This is a genomic window from Gillisia xinjiangensis (assembly GCF_046298265.1).
Lineage (GTDB): Bacteria > Bacteroidota > Bacteroidia > Flavobacteriales > Flavobacteriaceae > Gillisia > Gillisia xinjiangensis.
This window is the reverse complement of the sequence record NZ_JBKAHK010000002.1, coordinates 98511-121453: the sequence shown is the minus strand read 5'-3', so window position 1 is coordinate 121453 and position 22943 is coordinate 98511. Positions and strand designations below refer to the sequence as shown.

Genomic DNA, 22943 nt, shown 5'->3' with positions numbered 1-22943 from the left:
AACAGCAATTCTTAACTGAGATCAAAAAATCATCCACAATGTTGTAAAACATAACCTTCCTAATTCATTGGGAAGTTAAAATACACGGGTGAAAACATCAGCGTGGTCAATAAGCAGAATGCTAAAAACCCCTGCAACAATGATGAATTTAAGGATGTTATGAAGCAATAAATACTGCCATTTTGCAGCGCTGAAATAAAGAAATAAAACAAAGAATACCAGTAATAACAAGCATACATAGAAATAGTAAATCATCATCCCGGTATCAAATTTCGTGGTAAGAAGCAAAATTGGGATCACCGATAAAATCGTTAAAACCGAAAGGAAAAATTTGCTCCACTTTTCCCCGTAAACAACAGGAATGGTTTTATAATTTAGGATGAGATCTCCCTTCAGGTTTTCAAGATCTTTTACCAATTCCCGCATAACAATCATCAGGTATAAAAAGGTAGCGTGTATGAAAATAACCGTTTCAAAATTTTTGTAGTAGATGAAAACCACAAAAAAAGGAATGATCGCTAAAATCGAAGCGACCAGGTTGCCAACAAAAAGAATTCTTTTTAAACGGTGGGAATAAAACCAGATAACAAATATGTAAAGGGAAAAGAATACAACTGCTCTAAAGGAAGCATAGCTGGCAAAGAAAATAGCTGCAAAATTGAGGATAAAATAAACCGATAATTTGGTGCGCTGACTCACAAACCTGTCGAGCATTGTTTTTTTAGGCCTGTTGATGAGATCTTTCTCGCTATCGTAAAAATTATTTATGATATATCCCGAGGCGATCACCGTTGCAGAAGAAAGGATAAGGAAAAATAAATTAGGGTCGAAGATCACATCCCTTAGTGGTAATTCGGGCGCTAAAATAAAAGCTGAAGTAAGGTACTGAGCCAGAATCAGTATCAAAATATTGTAGCCGCGAATCACTGAAAACAAACTCAGCATTTTAAGCAATAAACGTTTGTTTTTAGCTGCCGCCATTAAAAAAGGGGAGTCTAGAAGTTGTAAACGATCTCTAATCGATAATCTTTAAGAGCTTTTTGAGCCTTGTCAAAATCTTCGGTAAACCCAAGAATATAACCTCCGCCACCGGAACCACAAAGTTTTAGATAGTAATCGTTTGTGTCAATTCCATTTTGCCATAATTTATGAAATTGAGCAGGAATCATCGGTTTGAAGTTGTTTAACACAACGTGCGAAAGTTTCTTGATATTGCCGAATAAGGATTTCACATCGCCCTGTAAAAAATCGTCTACACAAGCGTCGGTATGTTTTACAAATTGGTCTTTCAACATTTTTCTGAAAGGCTCCTGTTTCATATTTTCCATAAAAATATGTACCATAGGAGCAGTTTCCCCAATGGAGCCACTGTCTAGTAAAAACACGGCGCCTTTTCCGTTTTCTGTTTGTGAAGGAATTCCGGCAGGCTCAATATTATCCTGAGAATTGATAAGAATCGGGATGCTTAAATAGCTGTTCAAAGGATCTAATCCGGAAGATTTTCCATGAAAAAAGGATTCCATTTCACCAAAGATCTTCTTCAGTTTTAATAATTTATCTCTGGTAAGATTCTCTAAAACGGTGATCTTATCTTGTGCATATTCATCATAAATGGCTGCAACCAAAGCACCACTGCTTCCTACGCCATATCCCTGCGGAATGCTGGAATCAAAGTACATACCCCTTTCGATATCGATCTTTAAAGTATCCAGATCAAATTTCACCAGGGAAGGATTGCTTTTTTGAAGCTCTTCCAGGTATTTGGCGAATCGTACAAGGCTTTCGTTGGATTTGATAGCTTCCTCTGAAGGAATCTTATCCACTTTTAATGCGCCGTTATAAAAATTATATGGGATTGATAAACCTTTGGAATCTTTAATAATTCCGTATTCCCCGAAGAGTAATATTTTTGAGTAAAATAAAGGTCCTTTCATAGAGATAGTATTTTAAATCCCGGTTGTAATTAAGCATTCCATAGGATAATTAGATCTTCATCTATCTTTCATATGCATTCCAAATTCACCGGGGAAAATGGAATAATTCATAAGTGATTCTTCTGAAGCATTATATGATTTTGGATACCAGTATAAAGAAAAACAATTTTCCATTCATCTCTTAAAGAAAAGAAAATTTTTTCATCCCTGAGGAAAACTTTTTTAATTTTCAATTCTGCTGGCTCCATTGCCAATACGATCGCAAAGATACTGTTCATTTTCACAATACGCAACCAACTCATTCTTAATGAATTCTAAAATTTTTTCTGAATGTTTTTCAGGGTATAGAACGTGAACATTGGCGCCTGCATCCAAAGTGAAGCAAACAGGCATTCCGGTAGTTTTCCGGAATTCCCATATTTTGTTGATGATCTCCAGTGTATTTGGCTTCATGAGGATAAAATAGGGGTTGCTGCTCATCATCATCGAATGAAGCGTCAGGGCCTCACTTTCCACTATTTTCATGAAATCATCAAGATCACCGGTTTCAAATACTTTGCTTATTGCCTCAAGATTTTTATGGGCTTGTTTAAACCGTGCTTCCGCAAAAGGATGTCCGTGCATAAGGTTGTGGCCAACACTACTGCTTACCTGTTTTGCGCCTTTATCCACCAGTAAAATAGTGTCCTGATAATTGTGAAAAATCTCATGAACTTTCCCGGGATATTCCACCCCAAAAAGATCACTGCTGGATGCTATTGGATCGTGTTTTCCCCAAACTACTATTTGTCCCTTTATACTTCGGCATGCACTGCCGGATCCCAATCTTGCAAGAAAGGAAGCTTTTTTATCAAAAAATTCTTCTGACATTCCTAGAGTCAACCCTTTTTCCAGGCTCATTAAACAAAGTGCCAAAGCGCTCATTCCGCTTGCGGAGGATGCAATTCCGCTGCTATGGGGAAAAGAATTTTCAGTTTTTATGGTGAAGTGATACTCTTTCAAAAATGGACAATATTGCTCAATTCTTTTAAAAAAGGTAATTATTTTCGGTTTAAAATCTTCCTTGATTTTTCCTTCAAAATAAAGTTCTACATCAAAATCCTGCCCGGGAGATTTCTTTTTTTTGTAATTTAATGTGGTAGTGGTCTTGCAATTGTTCAGGGTAAAACTTACCGAAGGATTAGCCGGAATTTGATGTTCTTTTTTTCCCCAGTATTTAACAAGAGCAATATTGCTTGGAGACTCCCAGGTTACACTTCCAGAGTTAACTTCCCTGGTATAAGGATTAGGCAAAAAATCTTTTTCAATCATGCTGAAGGAACTTTCAGCAAATATACTTTTTTAGTTACAGGGAAGGAATCATGGTTTTAAATTAATCCCCATTGAGGGTTTAATTCCTTCGAGGCCTGCCTCGAATTTTTAAAAGTATTTACCAATTCATACCTTGCGGGCTTGCCCCAAGGCGTCTGATTGTTTATTTTAGTAGTTCAATCATTAGAATAATGACCAAAAAACTCTTTGTCCGCAGTTTAATTGCAATTTTTGTTTGTCTTTTTTTTGGTTTTCTGAGTGGCGTTGCTACCCAGGCAGGCATTGATGACTGGTATACTGCTCTTAATAAACCTTTTTTTACACCTCCCAACTGGCTTTTTGGACCTGTTTGGATCGTTTTATACATTTTAATGGGCATTTCGGCGGGAATTGTCTGGAGCAAAGGTTTTTACCACATTTGGGTGCAAACCGCACTATATCATTTTGGTTTCCAGCTATTGCTCAACGGGTTTTGGTCCCTGTTGTTTTTTGGGCTGAAAGAACCTTTTTTGGCACTTCTCAATATCAGCCTCCTGTTTATCGCTATACTTTTAACCATCAAATGGTTTAAAATTATAAGCAATACTGCTGCTTATCTGCTTATTCCTTATGCGATTTGGGTGCTTTATGCGGCAGCACTTAATTTTGAGATTTGGCGGCTAAATTAAAACTGAGAGGCAACATCATTTGGAAGTCATAGCTTTTGCCGAAATATAACCTCCCGTCCAGGCATTCTGAAAGTTAAAACCTCCGGTAATGGCATCTATATTTAAAACTTCTCCAGCAAAAAAGAGATTTTCAGCAATCTTGCTTTCAAAGGTCTTAAAATTCACTTCCTTTAAATTCACGCCACCTGCCGTAACAAATTCTTCTTTAAATGTGCTTTTCCCATCCACGCTAAAAGTACTGTTTATCAATTGTTCCTTTAGATCCAGAAGCTGATTTTTATTCAGGTCGGCCCAAATTGCAGGTTCTTCAATTCCGGAAGCGGTTACCAAACTTTGCCATAATCTTTTTGGAAGTTCAAATTGGGCATATTTTGAAGTTTGTTGTTTGGCGTGCTCAAATTTTAATTTGGTAAGTTTTTCGAGAATTTCTTCAGAAGTAAAACCGGGCACCCAGTTTACCTGTATCTGGAATTTGTAATGCACATCGTGCAAGTGACGGGCGCCCCAGGCTGAAAGTTTTAAGATCGCAGGGCCGCTTAATCCCCAATGGGTGATTAACAACGGGCCTTCACTTATTAAATCCCCGCTATTTCTTAAAGTTACCTTAACTACAGCATTTGTAGCCAGCCCGGGAAGTTCTTTTATGCGATCATCTTTAATATTAAACGTGAAAAGTGACGGAACAGCTGGTTCAATACTGTGACCTAATTTTTTCATCAAATTCCAAATCTTTGGATTACTGCCCGTTGCAACAAGTATTTTTTTTGCTGGAAAATCCCCGTGATTGGTGCTTATATTCCAGAAATCTGTAAGCTTTTCAATATTTTGAACCGAATGATTTTTTAATATTTCAATCCCCAGCCGCTGTGTTTCCTTAAGAAAACAATCGATGATGGTTTCTGAAGAATCTGAAACCGGGAACATCCGTCCATCGTCTTCAATTTTCAATTTAATACCGCGCTGTTCAAACCACGAAATGGTGTCCCCCGTCATAAACGTATGAAATGGACCACGCAGTTCTTTTTCACCCCGTGGGTAATTTTTGGTGAGTTCATCGGGAATAAATTCAGCGTGGGTAACATTGCAGCGCCCACCGCCCGAAATTCGCACTTTTGTTAGAACTTCCTTCCCGCGTTCCAGGATAAGAATCTTTGCTTCCGGTTCCATTTCTGCAGCATTGATCGCAGCAAAAAATCCTGCCGCACCTCCGCCTAATATTATGATATCGTGTTTGGTCAAATCGTTAATTGGGTATTTGTTAATTTGTTATTTCGTTAAATCAGGACTTGAGACTTTTACAGGCCTTTTCGCTTGTTAATTAGCCACGAATGCACGAATATTTTTTAATTTATCTCACATCTCACATCTCACATCTCACATCTCACATCTCACATCTCACATCTCACATCTCACATCTCACATCTCACATCTCACATCTCACATCTATATAAGAAGATCCGGGAAATCTGAAATAATACCATCTACCCCAAAATCCTTCATCCTTAAAATGTCTGCTTGCTCATTTACGGTCCAAACATTGACTTTAAATCCGGCTTCCTGGGTTTGTTTTACATTTTCACGAGTTATAATTCCCAAAGAGGGATGGATAGCTTTGGCGTGTAGCATTTTTCCCAGTTGCAGCGCTTCGGTTACGCTGGCTTTGCTTAAAACGCCTATTTGTATATCGGGATTTGTTTTGTAAACCTCAAATAACTCGTTTTTTTGAAAACTGGACACTATAAAATCTTCCTGATTCCAGTCGAGGTTTTTAATATAGTGCTGAATGATACTTACAGTTTTAGCAGCGGTATTCAATCCTTTCAATTCAATATTGATCCAACATTTTCCCTGGATTAGATCCAAAACCTCTGTAAGTAATGGGATTTTGAATTTTTCGTTTACCTTCAGCATTTTCAGCTCGTCCAAAGATTTTGAAGCAACTTCACCTTCACCATCTGTAATTCTGTCCAGGGTGAAATCATGAAACACCACCAGCTCTCCGGACTTGCATTTATGAACATCTATTTCAATGGCATCAACCCCAAATTCCAAAGCCAATTTTATACTTTCTAAAGTATTTTCGGCTAAATGACCTTTGGCGCCGCGATGACCAATTTTCTGTGGCTGTTTCATTTTGCAAAGATATTGAAATAGGCTTAGAACTATTCCGTATTAATTTTTATAGGTACACTTCCAAAAAGCAAATGAAATTTTTTCAGAAAAAGTTCTTCGGAAATTGGTGCAGTGCAATCAAACTTAAGAATAGTTGGATGAGAAATGAAATGTCCGTTTCTTTAGGAGAAATTGTGATCTATGTATCAGCCTAAGAAATACAAAAAGAAGGACCCTCAGTATATCTATGATTTTATAAAAGCGCATCCATTTGCAACCTTCATTTTAAATGGAAGCAGGATCCTGGCAACGCATATTCCTGTACTTATTGAGGGAAATGCGAAGGAATTCAGGTTGTATTCCCACATTGCCAATCACAATGAACAGTTTTCCCATCTTAAAGATGGCGCAGAAGCTTTGCTTATTTTTCAGGGCGCTCACGGGTATATTTCTTCCTCGTGGTATAAGGAAAAGGATATCAGCACCTGGGATTATTCCGCAGTGCATATCAATGTGAAATTGAAAATTCAGTCCGAAAAGGAACTGGAAACCGCTCTTCAAAATCTGGTTGAAAATTTTGAAAAAGATCAGCAACAGCCTTTGTATTACAAGGATATTCCCCAAAAAATGCTGGAGGAACATTTGCCTCTTATTACCGGATTTTGGTGTGAGCCCTTTAAAATTGAGGCGATCGCAAAGTTTAATCAGGGATATGGAAAAGAAGACATTTCCGAAGTTGTAAAGCATTTGGAAAATCAACAATGCCCTATGGCTTCAGCATTGAGTGAGGATATAAAACGTGAAAATGAAATACCATAAGTGCCTTTTAAATCTACAATTAGGTTAGGGTTAGCCATTTTAGCAGGGTTAAAAAAACGATAAGGTTTTGAATAGCAGTTAAATAACATTTAACTTTAGGTAAAGGAGGTAAAATTTATCGCTTCAATTTTATTGGATTTCTTATGCCTGAATTGCCCGATGTTGAGGTTTTTAGACGCTATTTCAATACGACTGCATTAAATAAAAAAGTGGTTAATGTTGATGTGCCTGATGAAGAAATTCTTGAAAATATGAGTTCGCGATCTTTTCAAATGCGGATGAAAGGCGAAATCTTCCAGGCAACTCACAGGCACGGGAAGTATTTGTTCATCGAGTTGGACAGGGAAGAAACCCTGATGATGCACTTTGGAATGACCGGGAGTTTGAAATATTATCAAAATGGGGATGAAAAACCAGACTTTTCCAGGGTTATTTTCAACTTAAACAACGGCTATAAACTCTCCTTCGTTTGTCCCCGGAAACTGGGAAAAATAGGGTTGATTGAAGATGAAGCCGATTTTATAGAGGAACACGAACTTGGCCCTGATCCCTATTCTGATGATTTTAAATGGGAGGAATTCAAGGAAATAATATCTGAAAAACGCGGAAATATAAAAACCACTTTGATGGATCAAAAAGTTTTGGCCGGAATTGGGAATGTGTATTCAGACGAGATTCTTTATCATTCAAAAATTTATCCTTTTACCAAAATTGATGAACTTTCAAAAAGGAACTAAAAAGTGTGTTTGAGAAGATGAAATGGGTATTTGATATAGCTATACAGGCGAAGGTTGAGGAAGAAAATTATCCTGCGAATTTTCTTCTTTTAAATAGAAAGGATGGTGAAAAGTGCTTCTTATGTGGTGGGAGGATAAAAAGGGAAAAATATTCGGGAAGATCTTCTTATTTCTGCGAAAGCCATCAATCAAAATAGAGCAAAATTAACATGGTAAAACCCTGAAAAATGGCGAATAAAGAATTTCTGGAAACTTATCATAAGAAAAGGGATTTTGATATGTCATCGGAACCTTTTGGCGAATCTAAAGGTAAAAAGAAGAAAGAGATCTTTGTCATTCAAAAGCATTCGGCAAGGAACCTTCATTATGATTTCAGGCTTTCGGTAGACGGGGTTTTAAAAAGCTGGGCGGTGCCAAAAGGCCCTTCCACCAACCCTGCTGACAAAAGACTTGCAATTCCAACCGAAGATCATCCAATGGAATATGCCGATTTTGAAGGTGTAATCCCAAAAGATCAATATGGAGGTGGCACGGTGATGTTGTGGGACGCGGGAACCTATAAGAATACTAAAAAGGATGAAGAAGGAAACCTGATCCCACTGGAGAACCAGCTTGAACATGGACATCTTAAATTTAACTTGAATGGGAAAAAACTTAAGGGAGGTTTTTCGTTGATTCGATTTGAAAAAGGAAAGGATGAAAAATGGTTGTTGAAGAAAGATAATGATGAGGACGCAGATGCAAGGAAAAATCCTACAAGCACCGAAAATAAATCGGTGTTAACCGGCAGGACCATGAACCAAATCAAAAAGGATTCAGAAAAAGAGGATTGATTAAAATATTCAGAAATGAAAATAGGGAACCTTGATATTGAAATAAGCAATAGGGAAAAGATGTTTTTCCCAGAGCAGAAATATACAAAAGGAGATCTTATCGATTATTATGAAAAAATAGCGGATGTTATTCTGCCACATATTGAAAGCCGGCCTTTAACAATGATCCGGTTTCCGGATGGCATAAACGGCAAGAAATTCTACCAAAAGGATGCCCCTGATTATTTTCCCGATTGGATCGAAAAAAAGCAGGTCAAAAATCAGGATGACACCACCACAAATTACGTGATTTGTAATGATAAGGCAAGTCTTGTCTATCTCGCCAATCAAGCCTGTATTACGCCACATATCTGGTTAAGCAAAAAAGACAAGCTCAATTTTCCGGACAGGATGATCTTTGATCTTGATCCGGCCGATAAAGATTTTTCCAAAGTAAAATGGGCTGCGGTAACACTTAAAAAATTGCTTCAGGATCAATTAAGCTTACCCGCTTTTCTCATGACAACGGGATCTAAGGGTCTTCACATAGTGGTTCCTTTAAAAAGAGAAAAATCATTCGATGAGGTAAGGCACTTTGCCCAACAAATTTCGGTTTACCTTGAAAACAAGAATCCGGATGATTTAACTACAGCAATTAGAAAAAATAAACGCGGCGATAAAATTTATCTGGATGTAGCCCGAAATGCTTTTGCACAAACTACCGTCGCCCCTTATGCGGTTAGGCCTTTAAATGGAGCTCCGGTGGCGACTCCATTGGATTGGAATGAACTGGAGAAGCAGGATCTTCACTCGCAATCTTATACTATTCAGAATATATTCAAGAGGCTGGGAAGCAAAAAAGATCCCTGGAGAAAAATTGAAGACGCCGCAGTTTCTATGGATAAAGCGTTTAGAAAATTCAATGAGATTAAAGACGTGGGCCAGGATTAAATATTGTGGTAGGAGGCTAAATTGATTTAGTTTTGATTAAAATATTAATAATTTTAAGTTATGGAAAATTACTTTGATGCATCCTTTCAATCTTTGCTGGTTATTTGTATAAATGCTGTTGGAATATATGCGGCTGTTATACTATTTACTAGAATTTCCGGAAAACGCAGTTTTTCAAAAATGTCCAGTTTTGATTTTGCAATGACGGTGGCGATAGGGTCAATTTTAGCAAGTACCATACTCAGTTCATCTGTTACTTTATTGCAGGGAGTTGTGGGGCTGGCCGCGGTTTATTTTCTTCAAATATATGCGGCTTTTTTTAGACGGTTTAATGCTTTTAGCAACCTCATTGATAACAAGCCATTGTTATTAATGGACGGGCCTACTATTTTACAACATAACCTAAAAAAGGCCAGGGTTACAAATGACGATCTTCGCTCGAAACTTAGAGCGGCCAACGTTCTTGATTTATCTCAGGTGCGGGCGGTAGTTTTTGAAACCACCGGAGACATTTCCGTATTACATGGAGCAGGTGAAGAAAAAAAACTTGATGATTGGTTGCTGAAAGATGTACACCAATAAAATAAGAAAATCCAAGGGGAATCCACTAGTGGCCCAAAACATCTGTTTATTGCAGTATAATTTTATAAAAAGAACCCTCCTTCTTAGCTTGTTAATCTTGACTAAATTTTGATTAATTAATTCTTAATACTTATTTATAAGGACTTTACAGCGGTTAGTTTTGCGGAAAAATCGCTGTTATGCAGGCTACCAAAAAAAGAATTTCAGAAAATCTTCCGAAGCAAGCTTCAAAAAACACCAAAAGGAAAATGGAATTTAAGGAGTTTATCGTCGGTCAAAATCACCCTTGTGTTATGGCACAAACTGTTTTTAGCATGGATAAAGTAGACTTTCGTGTTTATGAAAATTTTGGTTCCAGGCAAACTGCAAAAGAGTTGTTAAGCGACCTTAGATCCTATATTGCCAAATACGATTTTGATTCACCTGATTTCTTCACTTTTATAGCCACTTTTGAGGGTAGAAAGAATTTTACAGAGGAACAATTTGAAGCTTTGTTATGGAGCCAATTACAGTTTTTGCATGAAGCAGATGATCAGCCTTGGGATCCCACGGTAAGCAGCGATCCGGCAAACCCTGATTTTAGTTTCAGTATTGGTGGGAAAGCTTTTTATTTAGTGGGCTTACATCCTAACAGTTCCAGAAAAGCTCGGCAAAGTCCGTTACCAACTATTGCATTTAATCTTCATTGGCAGTTTGAGAAATTGCGTGAGATGGGGGCCTATGCCAATGTAAAGGGAAAGATACGTGAAAGGGATCTTGAATTACAGGGAAGCAATAACCCTATGCTGGAAGATTTTGGAGAAAAAAGTGAAGCCAGGCAATATAGCGGTAATAACTCTGGAGAAGAGTGGCAATGTCCATTTCATTCGGGGAAATAACAGGAAGTAAAATCTGATTATGGTTTGAAGCTTAAAAAAAACCAATTTCAACCAAAATCCGAATGCTAAGTTGAAAAAATTAAAAATATGGTCAACAAAATAGAAAAACAATCTGGAGTTGCATTTATCCTGAAAAAAGGGCAGAAATTAAAAGTTATTGATCCACTTGGAGAGCAGGTAAGTGATATGGTTTTATTTAATGCGGAAGATATTCGGGAGAAGATATCATCTGGGAAAACATTGGATTTTGAGGAGAACCTGCTAATCACCAAGGGAAATTTTTTGTGGAGTAACCGAAGCAGAAAAATGATGGAGATTCTGGAGGATACAAACGGGAGAAACGATTTTTTGCTCGCTCCCTGTAGTCCGGAAACTTTTCAAATAATGTATAAAAATCCCGCCTATCATCCCAGTTGCTTTGAAAATCTCTACACAAATTTGGCGCCTCATGGGATTGAACCGGATGATGTTCCAACAGCTTTCAATATTTTTATGAATGTGCAGTTTAGTCAGAATGGGAAATTATCTGTAGATCCCCCGCAAAGTAAGGCAGGGGATTATGTGCTGTTTGAAGCCCAAATGGATCTCATAGCTGCATTGACCGCTTGCTCTGCCGAGGATAGTAATAACGGTAGTTTTAAACCTATTCATTATGAGATCCTTGAGGGATTTTAAGTTGTTTTTGTTCGTTTGCTTCTGTATCTAATATTCAGCATTTCAATTATCAGTGAAAAGAATACCGCGAAATAGATATAGCCTTTAGGCACATGATAATGAAATCCTTCAATAATAAGCATAAACCCAATTAGGATTAAAAAGGATAATGCCAGGATTTGAACTGTTGGATATTTATTCACAAAATCGCTAACGGCCCTTGCGAAAATCATCATTATGATAATAGAAACAATAACAGCTATTATCATTAATATAAGTTCGTTTGTAAGACCTATTGCGGTAAGAATTGAATCAAAGGAAAAAATAATGTCCAAGAGCACAATTTGCATGATCGCATAACCAAATGTGCGTACATTTTTAGCCACCATTTCCTGTTCATCACCTTCAACTTTATGATGGATTTCCAAAATGGATTTCACCAATAAAAATCCACCTCCAGCGGCCAGAATTATATCCCGCCAGCTAAGTTCAAAATCAAAGATATTTAAAACAGGCTCTGTTAATCCAATAATCCAGGTAATGCTTAGCAAAAGCAAAATTCTCATGATCAAGGCAAGGGACAACCCGGTTATTCGGGCCTTTTTTTGCTGGTGTTTTGGGAGTTTTCCGGCCACAATGGAAATAAATATGATGTTGTCTATCCCCAAAACAATCTCCATAAAGGTTAATGTGAGCAGGGCTATCCAGGTGTCGAGATGAAGAAATATTTCCAATTTAATTTATTTTTTCTGATTAAAGTTTGGTTGAAAAAGCCTTTAAAAGTATGTAAAATTTTGTTGTCCTAAATTTTTCAAGCTTTTTTATTGTACCAGTTCCTTAAATAATCTTGTCAATGTTTCATCAAGATTACAACACATTCCTGGATGAGGTCTGGAAGTTTGTATCACCGAACTTCGCACCGCAGTAAGCCAACGAAATCTTGAAGGCACATCCAGTTGAGCAATTGGCCCACCATCCTTTTGGCCAAGGCAAATTTTCTTGAAGGATTCCAGGTTTTTTCGAATTTGCTCAAGGTCAAAATCTTCAGCAAGACATTTTAAACGGCTTTCATCTAGTTGATACAACACCTTCAGGAATTTCTCTTTTTTGCAAAACAGGATAATGCCTACATTAAGGAATTCTTCCCGTTCTACCCTTGGCAAAACCCGGATTACCGCATATTCATATAAGTGTTTGTCTTGCATTTTGTGCTTCTTTTATAAATATTTTTGAATTCGCCAGCCTTACCAGTAAAAACTGAACATAGGTTTCTCTTAGTTCTTCAAAACTTTCTTCATTTCCTTCCCAATCAAGCCATTCCTCGGGAATTAAGGCAGCGATCCCGCGTATTTTTTCTTCTGTAAGAAGGCTTTTACAAATCATATCGGCTTCTTCAAGTTGGGATGCCACCGGCAATAAAACGTGATCTTTTATTAGGCTGAAAGATGTTTTGGCCTGTTTTTCCATATTTGTCCAGGAATGGTGGAAATAAAAGGAAGCCCCGTGGTCGATAAGCCATAATTTCTTATTCCAAATCAACATATTGGTGTTTCTGAAGGTTCTGTCCACATTGGTGATCAGGGAATCGAGCCATACAATTTTTGAAGCGAGCAATGGCTCTACCTGCGTTACCACCGGATCAAAATTGATTGCTCCCGATAAAAAATGCAATGCCAGGTTCAATCCCTGACTTGTCTTTAGTAAATCCTGAATTTCCTCATCGGCTTCGGTTCTTCCAAATGCCTCGTCCAGGTCGGCAAATACAAGTTCCGGAACTTTCATTCCCAGTGCCCGGGCTATTTCAGAACCTATCAATTCTGCTATCAGGGCTTTTACCCCATGACCCGCACCTTTGAATTTAAGCACATATTTAAAATCATCATTCGCTTCGGCCAGGGCCGGGAGGGAACCTCCTTCCCGAAGAGGAGTGATGTACCTCGTAACCGTTACGCGGCGTAACTCATTTTTTTCTTCCATAGGTAATCTATATCGCAAACAAATTTAAGCTAATAATTAAGAGTGCCGGAAGCTTCCGTTTAAAACGCGGTTCTGGGAAACCGTTAAAAAAAATTCTGTTTAAGCCATTTTTGTTGCTAATTTTATAAATTGATCAATAATATAGCAATTAACAAGAATAATTGTAATTTTTACAATATGTTCTATTCTCTGATAAAATTTTTTAAATGAAAAAAGCTGCCTTTTATTTAATCCTGATTTTTCTATTTCAGTCCTGCTGGTACACTGGGGTAGATGATGGTGATCAGCCATACAGAAGTATGTATAAACCAATTACTCAAAACAGGGCAGATTTTGAGAAAACCATTGTTTTAAAGGAAGCCCAACCAATTATGACTTCGGGGAAAATTTATGTGAAGGATGATCTTATCTATCTTAACGAGTTGGGAAAAGGATTTCATATTTTAAATAATTCAGATCCCGAAAATCCTGAACCCCTTGCATTTCTGGAAATTCCACTGGCCACAGATCTCGCTGTCCGGGGTAATATATTGTATGTCCATCATGCGGTAGATCTGGTCTCTTTTTCTTATTCTGTTTCCAATAACCGCCTGGTTATTTTGCACAGGGAGCGGAATGTTTTTCCCGAACTGCAATCTCCGGATGGTTTTAGTCCGGATCATTACGGGGTTTCCGAAGGAGTAATTGTTTTGGGCTATCAACTTGAAAATTAGATTATGAAAAAGTTAATAGTAATATTCCTAATAGGTGTCATGGCCGGTTGCAATACCGATAGTGATTCCTCAAATTTTAATTCCGTAGATGGAATTGGAGGCTCGCTTGCACGTTTCTCCCTTGTAGGAGATTATTTATATACCGTGGATGATCAATCCCTTCGCATTTTTGATATTTCCAATCCAGCTGTACCAACTTTTACAGGAGAAAAATTTATTGGTTTTGATATTGAAACCTTGTATTCCCTGGATCAATACTTATTTGTAGGAAGCCGCCTTGGGATGTATATTTTTGATATTTCCGATCCCAAATTCCCGCTACAACTTTCAAAGGTAGAACACGTGCGGAGTTGTGATCCTGTAGTTTCCTCAGGCGATTTTACCTACGTTACGCTTCATACCGACACCAATTGTTTGGGAAATGTGAACCAGCTGGAAATTTATGACACCAAGGACCTTTTAAGACCGGAACTTTTGGTTACGCTTACCTTGGATCGTCCAATAGGTTTAGGCCTTTACGGGAATTACCTATTGGTAACCGATAAGAATGTAGTGCGGATCTTTGATGTAACCAACCCGGCTCAACCAGATTTGGTAGGAGGAATAGAGGAAGATGCTTTTGACCTCATCATCCGGAATAATGATTTATTCCTTATAGGTAAAAGCGGACTTACCCAGTATGAGTTAAACCCGATTGCAATGGAGGAATATATTTTTAGAAGCAGAATCGAATTTTAATCCCCGCAGTAGTTTTAAATGCTGCTTTCTGTTGATTTCAGCTGCGTACGAAAAGTAGTAGAAAGGAGTAGCTCTAGTGGTTGAACTTTTTTTCAGGTTTCATTAAATACCCGGCTGTGAGTAAAACTGCACCCACCATCACGCCCAATGCAGGCTTACTGGTGATGTATTGTTTGAATTTTGAAGGTTTGTTGATCTTTTCGACATACTTTCTAAAACCAAGTTCACAGGCTTTATTAAAATTAAGATCGGGCAGGTATTTTTCCTCTCCTTTTTTGATGATCCTGTACTCAAGTAGTTCCTTATAAGCATCGTCAAATTCTATAGGATATTCAATGATATCTTCGATTTCACCTTCATATTTTATGATGAGTAAGATCACATCAGCGATTTTGTAGATATCCTTTTTTTCTTCTTCCATTTGTTTTCTGTATCTAAAAACAAATCTAGGACAATAATGTTTAGCAGATTCAGGCCTTAAGGAAAATTTATAAAACTAAAAATGCATTTAATTTCTGAAGGGCTTTTCGTTTCCTTTAAAAGACAGGGCTTCCGAAATGTTTTTTTTATCAATCCTTCATAGTTTAATTCCCCGAGGCCTGCCCGAATTATTTAGGAGGGCTTGCCTGGAGGTTTTTCATTTTCACTTACAGCATGAAATACGCCAACGTAGATCAGCAACCTCGTTATTTTAATGTTAAATGCAGACTAAAAACATTCTAATCAGAATGTTTTTAGCAGCTTTGCAGTATGGAACAGGATTTAAAAACAGAAGCCACCCGAATTTTAATTACTGAAACAGCCTTCCAGCAATTCTACAAAAACGGATTTAAGGCTACCAGTATAAACGAAATCATGAAGGCTACCGGTCTTTCAAAGGGTGCGTTCTATCACAATTTCAAGAATAAAGATGAACTGGGTGTATTGGTCGTTAAGGCAGAATTAAGCAGTATTATTTATGAGGCTATGATCACTCCTTTATTAGAAAAAGGGGAAGCGAAGACAATTTTAAAAAACACTTTTTTAAATAAATTTCAAGCTTTTACCAATGATGAAAAATTGATGGGTTGCCCGGTGAATAATTTAATCAATGAAATAGGCGGGTCACCAAATTTGCTGAACGAAGCCTTAAAAGGTCTCATAGATACCTGGGTGAAAGCAGTGATTCAGATTATTGAAAGGGGACATTCAGATGGTTCTATAAAACCGGAAACGAATCCGCAACAGGCTGCCATTTATTTGGTGAGTTCTTTTGAAGGGATGCGAGGTATCCGCAAGCTTTATCAGGATGATACAAACTGGAACGCCTATAGTGCAGCCCTGGAAAATTACATAGACCAGCTTTAAAAATAGTATGAGTACTTCAAGGAGAAATTAATCAGAAACCTTGGGTTAAGCCCACAAGGTATAGATTGGAGAATACTTTTAAAAATTCGAGCTAAGCCTTGGGGAATTATACCCTCAATGAGGGATTAAAAAAACCGGTTTGGCAGGTATAGCAGGAATGTCATTTTATGCCGCCGGGATGGTAAATTCAAAAATAAACCCAATGGATAATTTCAAAAAAGAACGCCCAAAGATCTTGTTCTTCGATGTAAATGAAACGCTTCTGGATCTCACTAAAATGAAAGAAAGTGTTGGAAATGCTTTAAATGGAAAAAGTGAGTTGCTTCCTGTATGGTTTACCACGATGCTTCAGTATTCTTTGGTTGCCACTGTCGGAAATCATTACGAGGATTTTGGAGAAATTGGTGCCGCAACTTTAATGATGGTAGCCGCTAACAATAACATCAAACTCAGCCATGATGAAGCAAAAGAAGCTATTTCACCAATTCTGTATCTTCCTCCACACCCCGAGGTTAAAGATGCGCTGGGCAGGTTAAAAGAAGATGGTTACAGGCTTGTTTCCCTTACTAATGGTTCCAATGCAGCTGTTAAAAAGCAATTTACCAATGCCAGACTGCTGGATTTCTTTGAAGAGCGTTTGAGTATTGAAGATTTGGGCAAATTCAAACCCCACGCCGATACTTATAACTGGGCAGCAAGAAAAATGGGGGTAAAACCGGAGGAAGCTATGCTTATTGCCGCACATGGTTGGGATGTGGCCGGGGCGCTCTGGGCAGGTTGGCGGGCCGCATTTGTTGGCAGGCCAGGGCAACAACAATATCCTCTTGCACCAACATCGGAAATTGTAGCACCCGATTTAAAAATCATTTCAGAAAAATTAATTGCAATAGAGAAAGAAATATAAAATCATGAAGCCATTTTCACCAAAAAATTCCTTCTTAAAAATCTGAGGAAATTACTTCCCAATATGGAAAAGATTACCGCTATCCTGCTCATAATTGCAGGAGTATATGGAATCTTTTATCAAGGGGCGCTTTTCGGACTTTAAGGCTTAAGACCACTCCTGTAGCGCTTTTTAATTAATGTTTAATCTTAAATTTTTAAATTATGTCAAACCAAACGTACAAAATCGGCTTAGATCCGGTTGAATTAGAAAATGCCAGTGAGCAACAAAAAGAGATCCTTGAAAATGCCAAAAAAGCAAATGGGATGATTCCCAACATGTATAAAAACATGGTAAATCTACCTGCTTTGCAAAATACGTATGATTCGGGATATTCGCAGTTTAGAAAAGACAGCGGATTTACCCCTGCAGAACAGGAGGTAGTATTGCTTACCATCAGTATCGCGAATTCCTGTGGATATTGCACGGCTGCCCATAGCTATTTAGCTGAAAATGTTTCAAAAACACCCAAAGATGTTATTGAAGCCATAAGGCAGGGGGAAGAAATTGAGGGTGATAAATTAAAAGCTTTGCACGAATTCACCAAAGTGATGAATGAAAGCAGAGGAAACCCCACACCAGAAGAAGCCAGAGAATTCCTGGATGCTGGCTATTCTGAAAAACAGATCCTTGCCATTATCCTTGCACAGGCGGTTAAAACCATAAGTAATTATTCCAACCATATATTCCATACCGAAGTTGACGAGGCTTTCTCAGAAAACAAACTGCAAGGGGCTTAGCAAAAAAAGGGAAGCAAATTGCTTCCCTTTTTTTGTTTTTAACTTCAGAAACAGAAAAATTCCAAACTAGCGGTATTCAGGGTTTTCAAAATTCCATGTGGTTCCGTCATCCCAGGCCGTTCTGGAATTTCCGTAGGAAGGGTAACCGCCATTATCTTTTAAAATTTTTGCAAGATGGAGTAAATTGTAGGTCATAAATGTGGTATTCCTGTTTGTGAAATTAGAATTATACCCAACAGGCGGATCGATTTTTTCCTCCTTCCATTGGGTGTCTCCATAACTTGGGCCGGGACCAACTGCTCCAATCCAGCCGGCATCGGCTTGCGGAGGAATACTGTACCCTAAATGTTGCAGCGCATAGAGAATGCCCATAGCGCAATGCTTAACCCCATCTTCATTTCCTGTTATTATGCAACCACCCACTTTCCCGTAATATACATACTGGCCTTTATCATTTTGATATCCGCTCATTGCATATAAACGCTCTATTAACTTAGAAGCTATAGAAGAACGCTCACCCAACCAAATGGGAGTGCCGATTATCAGGATATCGGCAGTGATTATTTTTTCATAGAGTTTTGGCCAATCATCGCCTGCTTCCCCTTCTGTGGTCATATCGGGTTGTACTCCCACAGGCACATCAAAATCTGCTAAACGTATTGTTTCCACAATTACACCTTCAGATTCCATAATTTTTATCGAAACATTCATTAAATCACGAGTGTGACTTTTTGCAGGCGATTTTTTTAAAGTACAGTTTACATAAACCGCCTTTAAACCAGAGAAATCATTTTTCATAGTTGGATGGTTAATTATTTCACATTAAGTCGAAATAAACATAAATTATAACCAACTTTGTAATTATTTGCCGTTTTTATATCTTTTTATTTTATTGATTTCTGAAGAACGACCAGGCTTTTTAATCCTTTAGCAACTCATTGAAGCTACTTAAGAAGGCATTTATAAGGTTTTAGGGAGTGATCCTTTTGTAAAAGTTTAAAGATTGAGATTTGTAGGAATGCCGACTTTCTGCGGTGAAAAAATATTTATATTTGAGAATAACCTCAATTTTTAAATAATGGATTATAGAATTTCAATTTTTTTATTTTTTCTCACATTCACTTTACATGCTCAAAAAATTTCTTCAGAAGAAGAAAAAATGGTCAACTACCTAAAGGACCATGAGCAGGAGCAAATAAATTTTCTTGAAAAAACAGTCAATATCAATAGTGGAACACTCAATCTCGATGGAGTTCGAGAAGTTGGAATTTTGTATAAAGAGGAATTAGACGCTTTAGGTTTTAAAACCCGTTGGATTAGCTTGCCAGACAGTCTAAATAGAGCAGGTCATCTTTTTGCAGAATTGGATGGAGGCGGTGGAAAAACTATTTTATTAATCGGACATTTAGATACGGTTTTTGAAGAAGATCATGAATTCCAGTCCTTCTCACGTTCAGGTAAAAATGCATCAGGGCCTGCTGCAAATGATATGAAAGGTGGAAACGCAGTAATAATTTTTGCGCTCAGAGCTCTAAAGGCTGCTGGTAAATTGGAGGGAAAGAATATAATTGTGGCTTTCACCGGAGATGAAGAAAAGCCAGGGTATCCTCTGAGTGTAAGTCGGCATGATCTTGTTGAAGCAGGAAAAAAAGCTGATATAGCTTTGGGTTTTGAAACAGCCTCAGGAATGAATTACGCGACTGTAGCACGGAGGGGTTCCAGTGGATGGAATTTAAAAGTTAATGGCAAACAAGCTCATTCCTCAGGCATCTTTAGTAAAAATACTGGAGCCGGTGCTATTTTTGAAGCAGCCAGGATTCTCAATACTTTTTACACCGATGTAAAGGGGGATGAATTATTGACCTTTAATCCGGGCGTGATCCTTGGAGGGACAAAGGTGAATTATAACCCCAATCAATCTGCAGGAACTGCATTTGGAAAGACAAATGTGGTGGCAAGTGAACTTGAAGTTTTCGGAGGTTTACGTTTCATTTCTGAGGAGCAGAAAGAGAAAGCCCGGAGCAAAATGAAGGAGATTGTAAACAATAATTTACCCCAAACTTCTGCTAGCATTACTTTTTCAGATTCATACCCAGCCATGGAACCTACCAAAGGTAATATAGAGCTTCTTGAAGTGTTGGATGAAATAAGTCAAAATTTAGGGTATGGAAAAGTAGAGGCTTATGATCCCGGACGCCGTGGTGCGGCTGACATTTCTTTTATAGCACAATATGTAGATGGTTTAGACGGTCTTGGTGTTATGGGCAGCGGAGCACACTCTCCGTATGAAACTATAAATCTGGAAACATTTATCCCTCTTACCGAAAGAGCCGCTCTTTTAATTCATCGCCTCGGCAGCGAATAAAATTTGATGCAGAAAATTGAAAGCATACTGTTGGCTTCACCTTTTTCCTTCAGCTCTGATTTTAAAAAAATAGCCTTGAGGCCTTATATAGATGAGACAAATGATTTCATCATCAAAACAAGGCCTGGAATGGGTAAGGCTGGCGTACTGGGTTCTCTAAAAAAGCAAAGGGCAATTGTAGAGAAAGAACCTCTAATCCAAAAATCTGTAACCAATTCCCGCAAAAATAGTGTTGTGGCGGCTGCCGGTGTCAATTGCTGACCTTTGAAGCCTGGTATTGGTGAGTTCAAAATTATATTTTGCCTGCAGATAGATATTGTCGGTAATATCAAAAGCAGCACCTGCGCCAAAATCGATCCCAAAGGAATTGTACGGAGTTTTTTGCCCTACGATCACAGAAAGTTGAGGTCCGGCTAAAAGGCTCACTTGATTCGTTATATAATGTTTGTAAAGTACGGGAAGGTGCAGCCAGAAAGAATCCTGCACAAACGAAAGAAGTACATCTGCCTTGATAAAACTTTGATCTTCTATGTAGAACTGAGCATTGATCCCGCCGTAAAATCCCTGTGTGCTCCTATCCTTGGGATCATCCGGAAATTCTTCAGTGAATTCTGCCATAACATATCCGGCTTCTACCCCAAAAGCTGATTTTTGAACAAAGAAAGTTTGCGCATGTGCATTGAATAAAAAGCAAATACCAATCGCAACGAGAAATAATTTTATATTCATATTGGCATTATCTACAGTTAAATAAAGAATCGTTTGCTTCTGTGTCAGAACAACTTGTAGGGAAGATAGTAAATTTGGGGTTTTAACCAAAAAAAGCTTCCTGTTTCCAGAAAGCTTTTTCTCTGTGCGGGCGAGAGGACTCGAACCTCCACACCTTGCGGCACTAGATCCTAAGTCTAGCGTGTCTACCAATTCCACCACGCCCGCATTATAATTTTACAACTCTTAGGATACATTGTAAAACTACTTACCTTGATTAGCGGCTGCAAATATACATAAATGTTTCAATTTTCAGATAACTCTCGAAAATATTATTAATTAATTTTTGCTATTATTTTTTCTGTAGCTGTCTTGTTTCCTTCCTTTTCTTTTCCGTGGTTTTAAGGCGCCTAAATATTTTGGAATTTTCGCGTTCGCTTCATGACACCACTTGATTTCCTTACCTTTACGTAATTTTTCAAATCAAACAAAATGAGCGATATAAAAAAGTATGTGGAGGAAAACCGCGAAAGATTTATCAATGAACTTGTTGAATTGCTAAAAATTCCTTCAATTAGTGCCGATCCGGCATATAAAAACGATGTTTTAAAAACCGCCGATGCCGTTATGAAACGACTGCAAGAGGCAGGCTGTGATACGGTAGAAATTTGCGATACCCCCGGAAATCCAATTGTATTTGGTGAAAAGATAGTCGATAAAAACCTTCCTACGGTTTTGGTATATGGACATTACGATGTTCAGCCACCAGATCCGTTGGATCTTTGGACCAGTCCACCCTTTAATCCGGTGATTAAAGAGACAAAGATACATCCTGAGGGCGCTATTTTTGCCCGTGGTGCCTGTGATGATAAAGGGCAAATGTATATGCATGTGAAGGCTTTGGAATATATGATCAAGAATGATGCGCTACCCTGCAATGTAAAATTCATGATCGAAGGAGAAGAAGAGATAGGAAGTGTAAGCCTTGGGTGGTTTCTTGAGCGAAACAGGGAAAAACTTTCCAATGATGTGATTCTGATATCTGATACCGGAATGATCGCAAAAGAAGTTCCTTCCATCACAACCGGATTGCGCGGACTCAGCTATGTGGAAGTGGAAGTAACCGGGCCAAATCGTGATTTGCACAGTGGATTGTATGGAGGTGCGGTAGCAAACCCTATCAATGTGCTGGCGAAAATGATCGCTGCTCTGCACGATGAAAATAATCATATCACCATTCCTGGTTTTTATGATAAGGTTGAAGAAGCCAGTGATATCGAACGATCCAAGATGGCAGAAGCTCCCTTTTCGCTGGAAAACTATAAAGAAGCGCTCGATATTGAAGCTGTGTATGGTGAAAAAGGCTATTCTACCAACGAACGGAATTCTATTCGTCCAACTTTGGATGTCAATGGAATTTGGGGTGGTTATATAGGGGAAGGAGCAAAAACTGTAATTGCCAGTAAAGCCTATGCAAAAATCTCTATGCGGTTAGTTCCGGATCAGGACTGGCAAGAGATTACAGCGCTTTTTAAGAAACATTTCGAAAATTTGGCACCTAAAGGTGTGAAGGTGAACGTGAAACCTCATCACGGCGGACAGGCATATGTTACACCAATCGACACTTTGGAATATCAGGCTGCAAATGATGCTTATGAAGAATCTTTTGGAAAAGCCCCAATCCCGCAACGCAGCGGAGGAAGTATCCCAATTGTTTCTCTTTTTGAAAAGGAACTGAAAAGCAAAACCATTTTAATGGGCTTTGGTCTGGATAGTGATGCGATACATTCGCCAAACGAGCATTTCGGGATATGGAATTATCTCAAGGGAATTGAGACCATTCCTTTGTTCTATAAACATTTCACCAAATTAAAAAAACAGGAGTAAAACTGTTTTTGTTATAATTGAAAAAACCTCGCAGGTACTATAACTTGCGAAGTTTTTTTTAACGTAT

Annotated in this window: 27 protein-coding genes and 1 tRNA gene; 16 read left to right on the top strand and 12 right to left on the bottom strand. The window is 38.2% G+C overall.

Going from position 1 to position 22943, the window contains the following annotated elements; all coding sequences use genetic code 11:
* Positions 1–75: 75 nt before the first annotated feature.
* The 3 genes from ACKGJN_RS01610 to ACKGJN_RS01600 all read right to left on the bottom strand — a co-directional run bounded on the left by ACKGJN_RS01610 (position 76) and on the right by ACKGJN_RS01600 (position 3245).
* Positions 76–981 (bottom strand): geranylgeranylglycerol-phosphate geranylgeranyltransferase, encoded by a 906-nt coding sequence (locus ACKGJN_RS01610; RefSeq protein WP_409537669.1) that lies wholly within the window; start codon positions 979–981, stop codon positions 76–78.
* A gap of 14 nt (positions 982–995) precedes the next feature.
* On the bottom strand, positions 996–1934 hold the full coding sequence (locus ACKGJN_RS01605) for a mevalonate kinase family protein (protein WP_409537668.1): 939 nt from the start codon (positions 1932–1934) through the stop codon (positions 996–998).
* 222 nt (positions 1935–2156) lie between these two features.
* Positions 2157–3245 (bottom strand): diphosphomevalonate decarboxylase, encoded by a 1089-nt coding sequence (locus ACKGJN_RS01600; protein WP_409537667.1) that lies wholly within the window; start codon positions 3243–3245, stop codon positions 2157–2159.
* A 191-nt stretch (positions 3246–3436) separates the two neighbouring features.
* On the opposite strand from ACKGJN_RS01600, the gene ACKGJN_RS01595 reads away from it, so the two are divergent.
* Complete coding sequence (locus ACKGJN_RS01595; protein WP_409537666.1) at positions 3437–3913, top strand: TspO/MBR family protein; 477 nt, start codon at positions 3437–3439, stop codon at positions 3911–3913.
* Between the two features lie 15 nt (positions 3914–3928).
* On the opposite strand, the gene ACKGJN_RS01590 is transcribed toward ACKGJN_RS01595, so the two are convergent.
* Both ACKGJN_RS01590 and ACKGJN_RS01585 read right to left on the bottom strand, forming a co-directional pair.
* Positions 3929–5152, bottom strand: coding sequence for a BaiN/RdsA family NAD(P)/FAD-dependent oxidoreductase (locus ACKGJN_RS01590; protein ID WP_409537665.1), 1224 nt, complete (start codon positions 5150–5152; stop codon positions 3929–3931).
* A gap of 204 nt (positions 5153–5356) precedes the next feature.
* On the bottom strand, positions 5357–6046 hold the full coding sequence (locus ACKGJN_RS01585; RefSeq protein WP_409537664.1) for a glycerophosphodiester phosphodiesterase: 690 nt from the start codon (positions 6044–6046) through the stop codon (positions 5357–5359).
* Positions 6047–6226: 180 nt separating this feature from the next.
* Between ACKGJN_RS01585 and ACKGJN_RS01580 the strand changes: the two genes are divergently transcribed.
* The 8 genes from ACKGJN_RS01580 (at position 6227) to ACKGJN_RS01545 (ending at position 11479) form a co-directional block, all read left to right on the top strand.
* Positions 6227–6844 carry an FMN-binding negative transcriptional regulator gene (locus ACKGJN_RS01580; RefSeq protein ID WP_409537663.1) on the top strand — a complete coding sequence of 206 codons (618 nt, stop codon included), beginning with the start codon at positions 6227–6229 and terminating at the stop codon, positions 6842–6844.
* Between the two features lie 143 nt (positions 6845–6987).
* Entirely contained in the window at positions 6988–7581 is a 594-nt protein-coding gene (locus ACKGJN_RS01575; protein WP_409537662.1) for an Fpg/Nei family DNA glycosylase, read from the top strand.
* A 17-nt stretch (positions 7582–7598) separates the two neighbouring features.
* A complete protein-coding gene (locus ACKGJN_RS01570) occupies positions 7599–7778 on the top strand; it encodes a zinc finger domain-containing protein (RefSeq protein WP_409537661.1) in 180 nt (59 codons plus the stop codon).
* Positions 7779–7808: 30 nt separating this feature from the next.
* Positions 7809–8414 (top strand): DNA polymerase ligase N-terminal domain-containing protein, encoded by a 606-nt coding sequence (locus tag ACKGJN_RS01565; RefSeq protein WP_409537660.1) that lies wholly within the window; start codon positions 7809–7811, stop codon positions 8412–8414.
* 15 nt (positions 8415–8429) lie between these two features.
* Entirely contained in the window at positions 8430–9344 is a 915-nt protein-coding gene (gene ligD, locus ACKGJN_RS01560) for a non-homologous end-joining DNA ligase (protein ID WP_409537659.1), read from the top strand.
* A gap of 60 nt (positions 9345–9404) precedes the next feature.
* A complete protein-coding gene (locus tag ACKGJN_RS01555) occupies positions 9405–9926 on the top strand; it encodes a DUF421 domain-containing protein (protein WP_409537658.1) in 522 nt (173 codons plus the stop codon).
* Between the two features lie 179 nt (positions 9927–10105).
* Positions 10106–10804, top strand: coding sequence for a guanitoxin biosynthesis heme-dependent pre-guanitoxin N-hydroxylase GntA (gene gntA, locus ACKGJN_RS01550; RefSeq protein ID WP_409537657.1), 699 nt, complete (start codon positions 10106–10108; stop codon positions 10802–10804).
* Between the two features lie 87 nt (positions 10805–10891).
* On the top strand, positions 10892–11479 hold the full coding sequence (locus ACKGJN_RS01545) for a DUF1989 domain-containing protein (RefSeq protein ID WP_409537656.1): 588 nt from the start codon (positions 10892–10894) through the stop codon (positions 11477–11479).
* On the opposite strand, the gene ACKGJN_RS01540 is transcribed toward ACKGJN_RS01545, so the two are convergent.
* The 3 genes from ACKGJN_RS01540 to ACKGJN_RS01530 all read right to left on the bottom strand — a co-directional run bounded on the left by ACKGJN_RS01540 (position 11476) and on the right by ACKGJN_RS01530 (position 13435).
* Positions 11476–12192, bottom strand: coding sequence for a TerC family protein (locus ACKGJN_RS01540; protein WP_409537655.1), 717 nt, complete (start codon positions 12190–12192; stop codon positions 11476–11478). The genes ACKGJN_RS01545 and ACKGJN_RS01540 overlap by 4 nt on opposite strands.
* Before the next feature lie 87 nt (positions 12193–12279).
* A complete protein-coding gene (locus ACKGJN_RS01535) occupies positions 12280–12663 on the bottom strand; it encodes a DUF3037 domain-containing protein (RefSeq protein WP_409537654.1) in 384 nt (127 codons plus the stop codon).
* Positions 12641–13435 carry a HipA family kinase gene (locus ACKGJN_RS01530; protein ID WP_409537653.1) on the bottom strand — a complete coding sequence of 265 codons (795 nt, stop codon included), beginning with the start codon at positions 13433–13435 and terminating at the stop codon, positions 12641–12643. The genes ACKGJN_RS01535 and ACKGJN_RS01530 overlap by 23 nt, the downstream gene beginning before the upstream one ends.
* 206 nt (positions 13436–13641) lie before the next feature.
* Here ACKGJN_RS01530 and ACKGJN_RS01525 point away from each other — a divergent pair, with 206 nt between their 5' ends.
* Positions 13642–14148: a hypothetical protein gene (locus tag ACKGJN_RS01525; protein ID WP_409537652.1), complete on the top strand. Its 507-nt coding sequence runs from the start codon at positions 13642–13644 to the stop codon at positions 14146–14148.
* Positions 14149–14151: 3 nt separating this feature from the next.
* Positions 14152–14886 carry an LVIVD repeat-containing protein gene (locus ACKGJN_RS01520; protein ID WP_409537651.1) on the top strand — a complete coding sequence of 245 codons (735 nt, stop codon included), beginning with the start codon at positions 14152–14154 and terminating at the stop codon, positions 14884–14886.
* 73 nt (positions 14887–14959) lie between these two features.
* Here ACKGJN_RS01520 and ACKGJN_RS01515 read toward each other — a convergent pair whose 3' ends face one another.
* Positions 14960–15307 (bottom strand): hypothetical protein, encoded by a 348-nt coding sequence (locus ACKGJN_RS01515; protein ID WP_409537650.1) that lies wholly within the window; start codon positions 15305–15307, stop codon positions 14960–14962.
* 329 nt (positions 15308–15636) lie between these two features.
* Between ACKGJN_RS01515 and ACKGJN_RS01510 the strand changes: the two genes are divergently transcribed.
* The 3 genes from ACKGJN_RS01510 (at position 15637) to ACKGJN_RS01500 (ending at position 17916) form a co-directional block, all read left to right on the top strand.
* A complete protein-coding gene (locus ACKGJN_RS01510; protein ID WP_409537649.1) occupies positions 15637–16233 on the top strand; it encodes a TetR/AcrR family transcriptional regulator in 597 nt (198 codons plus the stop codon).
* 139 nt (positions 16234–16372) lie between these two features.
* Complete coding sequence (locus tag ACKGJN_RS01505) at positions 16373–17137, top strand: haloacid dehalogenase type II (protein ID WP_409537648.1); 765 nt, start codon at positions 16373–16375, stop codon at positions 17135–17137.
* A 203-nt stretch (positions 17138–17340) separates the two neighbouring features.
* A complete protein-coding gene (locus ACKGJN_RS01500) occupies positions 17341–17916 on the top strand; it encodes a carboxymuconolactone decarboxylase family protein (RefSeq protein WP_409537647.1) in 576 nt (191 codons plus the stop codon).
* 66 nt (positions 17917–17982) lie between these two features.
* On the opposite strand, the gene ACKGJN_RS01495 is transcribed toward ACKGJN_RS01500, so the two are convergent.
* A complete protein-coding gene (locus tag ACKGJN_RS01495; RefSeq protein ID WP_409537645.1) occupies positions 17983–18714 on the bottom strand; it encodes a flavodoxin family protein in 732 nt (243 codons plus the stop codon).
* Positions 18715–19075: 361 nt separating this feature from the next.
* Between ACKGJN_RS01495 and ACKGJN_RS01490 the strand changes: the two genes are divergently transcribed.
* The gene (locus tag ACKGJN_RS01490) at positions 19076–20281 is read left to right on the top strand and encodes a M20/M25/M40 family metallo-hydrolase (protein ID WP_409537644.1); all 1206 of its coding nucleotides are present in this window, start codon (positions 19076–19078) and stop codon (positions 20279–20281) included.
* A gap of 192 nt (positions 20282–20473) precedes the next feature.
* On the opposite strand, the gene ACKGJN_RS01485 is transcribed toward ACKGJN_RS01490, so the two are convergent.
* Together ACKGJN_RS01485 and ACKGJN_RS01480 are read right to left on the bottom strand one after the other, a co-directional pair.
* Positions 20474–21010 (bottom strand): outer membrane beta-barrel protein, encoded by a 537-nt coding sequence (locus tag ACKGJN_RS01485; RefSeq protein ID WP_409537643.1) that lies wholly within the window; start codon positions 21008–21010, stop codon positions 20474–20476.
* 125 nt (positions 21011–21135) lie between these two features.
* A tRNA-Leu gene (locus ACKGJN_RS01480) sits at positions 21136–21217 on the bottom strand.
* Between the two features lie 264 nt (positions 21218–21481).
* Here ACKGJN_RS01480 and ACKGJN_RS01475 point away from each other — a divergent pair.
* Positions 21482–22876, top strand: a complete 1395-nt coding sequence (locus ACKGJN_RS01475) for a dipeptidase (RefSeq protein WP_409537642.1) — start codon at positions 21482–21484, stop codon at positions 22874–22876.
* Positions 22877–22943 lie beyond the last annotated feature (67 nt).

Bases quoted from the DNA above. Each gene is read 5' to 3' on its own strand.
- ACKGJN_RS01610 (WP_409537669.1), bottom strand. From the start codon at position 981: ATGGCGGCAGCTAAAAACAAACGTTTATTGCTTAAAATGCTGAGTTTG.
- ACKGJN_RS01605 (WP_409537668.1), bottom strand. From the start codon at position 1,934: ATGAAAGGACCTTTATTTTACTCAAAAATATTACTCTTCGGGGAATAC.
- ACKGJN_RS01600 (WP_409537667.1), bottom strand. From the start codon at position 3,245: ATGATTGAAAAAGATTTTTTGCCTAATCCTTATACCAGGGAAGTTAAC.
- ACKGJN_RS01595 (WP_409537666.1), top strand. From the start codon at position 3,437: ATGACCAAAAAACTCTTTGTCCGCAGTTTAATTGCAATTTTTGTTTGT.
- ACKGJN_RS01585 (WP_409537664.1), bottom strand. From the start codon at position 6,046: ATGAAACAGCCACAGAAAATTGGTCATCGCGGCGCCAAAGGTCATTTA.
- ACKGJN_RS01580 (WP_409537663.1), top strand. From the start codon at position 6,227: ATGTATCAGCCTAAGAAATACAAAAAGAAGGACCCTCAGTATATCTAT.
- ACKGJN_RS01575 (WP_409537662.1), top strand. From the start codon at position 6,988: ATGCCTGAATTGCCCGATGTTGAGGTTTTTAGACGCTATTTCAATACG.
- ACKGJN_RS01570 (WP_409537661.1), top strand. From the start codon at position 7,599: ATGAAATGGGTATTTGATATAGCTATACAGGCGAAGGTTGAGGAAGAA.
- ACKGJN_RS01565 (WP_409537660.1), top strand. From the start codon at position 7,809: ATGGCGAATAAAGAATTTCTGGAAACTTATCATAAGAAAAGGGATTTT.
- ligD (WP_409537659.1), top strand. From the start codon at position 8,430: ATGAAAATAGGGAACCTTGATATTGAAATAAGCAATAGGGAAAAGATG.
- ACKGJN_RS01555 (WP_409537658.1), top strand. From the start codon at position 9,405: ATGGAAAATTACTTTGATGCATCCTTTCAATCTTTGCTGGTTATTTGT.
- gntA (WP_409537657.1), top strand. From the start codon at position 10,106: ATGCAGGCTACCAAAAAAAGAATTTCAGAAAATCTTCCGAAGCAAGCT.
- ACKGJN_RS01545 (WP_409537656.1), top strand. From the start codon at position 10,892: ATGGTCAACAAAATAGAAAAACAATCTGGAGTTGCATTTATCCTGAAA.
- ACKGJN_RS01535 (WP_409537654.1), bottom strand. From the start codon at position 12,663: ATGCAAGACAAACACTTATATGAATATGCGGTAATCCGGGTTTTGCCA.
- ACKGJN_RS01530 (WP_409537653.1), bottom strand. From the start codon at position 13,435: ATGGAAGAAAAAAATGAGTTACGCCGCGTAACGGTTACGAGGTACATC.
- ACKGJN_RS01525 (WP_409537652.1), top strand. From the start codon at position 13,642: ATGAAAAAAGCTGCCTTTTATTTAATCCTGATTTTTCTATTTCAGTCC.
- ACKGJN_RS01520 (WP_409537651.1), top strand. From the start codon at position 14,152: ATGAAAAAGTTAATAGTAATATTCCTAATAGGTGTCATGGCCGGTTGC.
- ACKGJN_RS01515 (WP_409537650.1), bottom strand. From the start codon at position 15,307: ATGGAAGAAGAAAAAAAGGATATCTACAAAATCGCTGATGTGATCTTA.
- ACKGJN_RS01510 (WP_409537649.1), top strand. From the start codon at position 15,637: ATGGAACAGGATTTAAAAACAGAAGCCACCCGAATTTTAATTACTGAA.
- ACKGJN_RS01500 (WP_409537647.1), top strand. From the start codon at position 17,341: ATGTCAAACCAAACGTACAAAATCGGCTTAGATCCGGTTGAATTAGAA.
- ACKGJN_RS01495 (WP_409537645.1), bottom strand. From the start codon at position 18,714: ATGAAAAATGATTTCTCTGGTTTAAAGGCGGTTTATGTAAACTGTACT.
- ACKGJN_RS01490 (WP_409537644.1), top strand. From the start codon at position 19,076: ATGGTCAACTACCTAAAGGACCATGAGCAGGAGCAAATAAATTTTCTT.
- ACKGJN_RS01485 (WP_409537643.1), bottom strand. From the start codon at position 21,010: ATGAATATAAAATTATTTCTCGTTGCGATTGGTATTTGCTTTTTATTC.
- ACKGJN_RS01475 (WP_409537642.1), top strand. From the start codon at position 21,482: ATGAGCGATATAAAAAAGTATGTGGAGGAAAACCGCGAAAGATTTATC.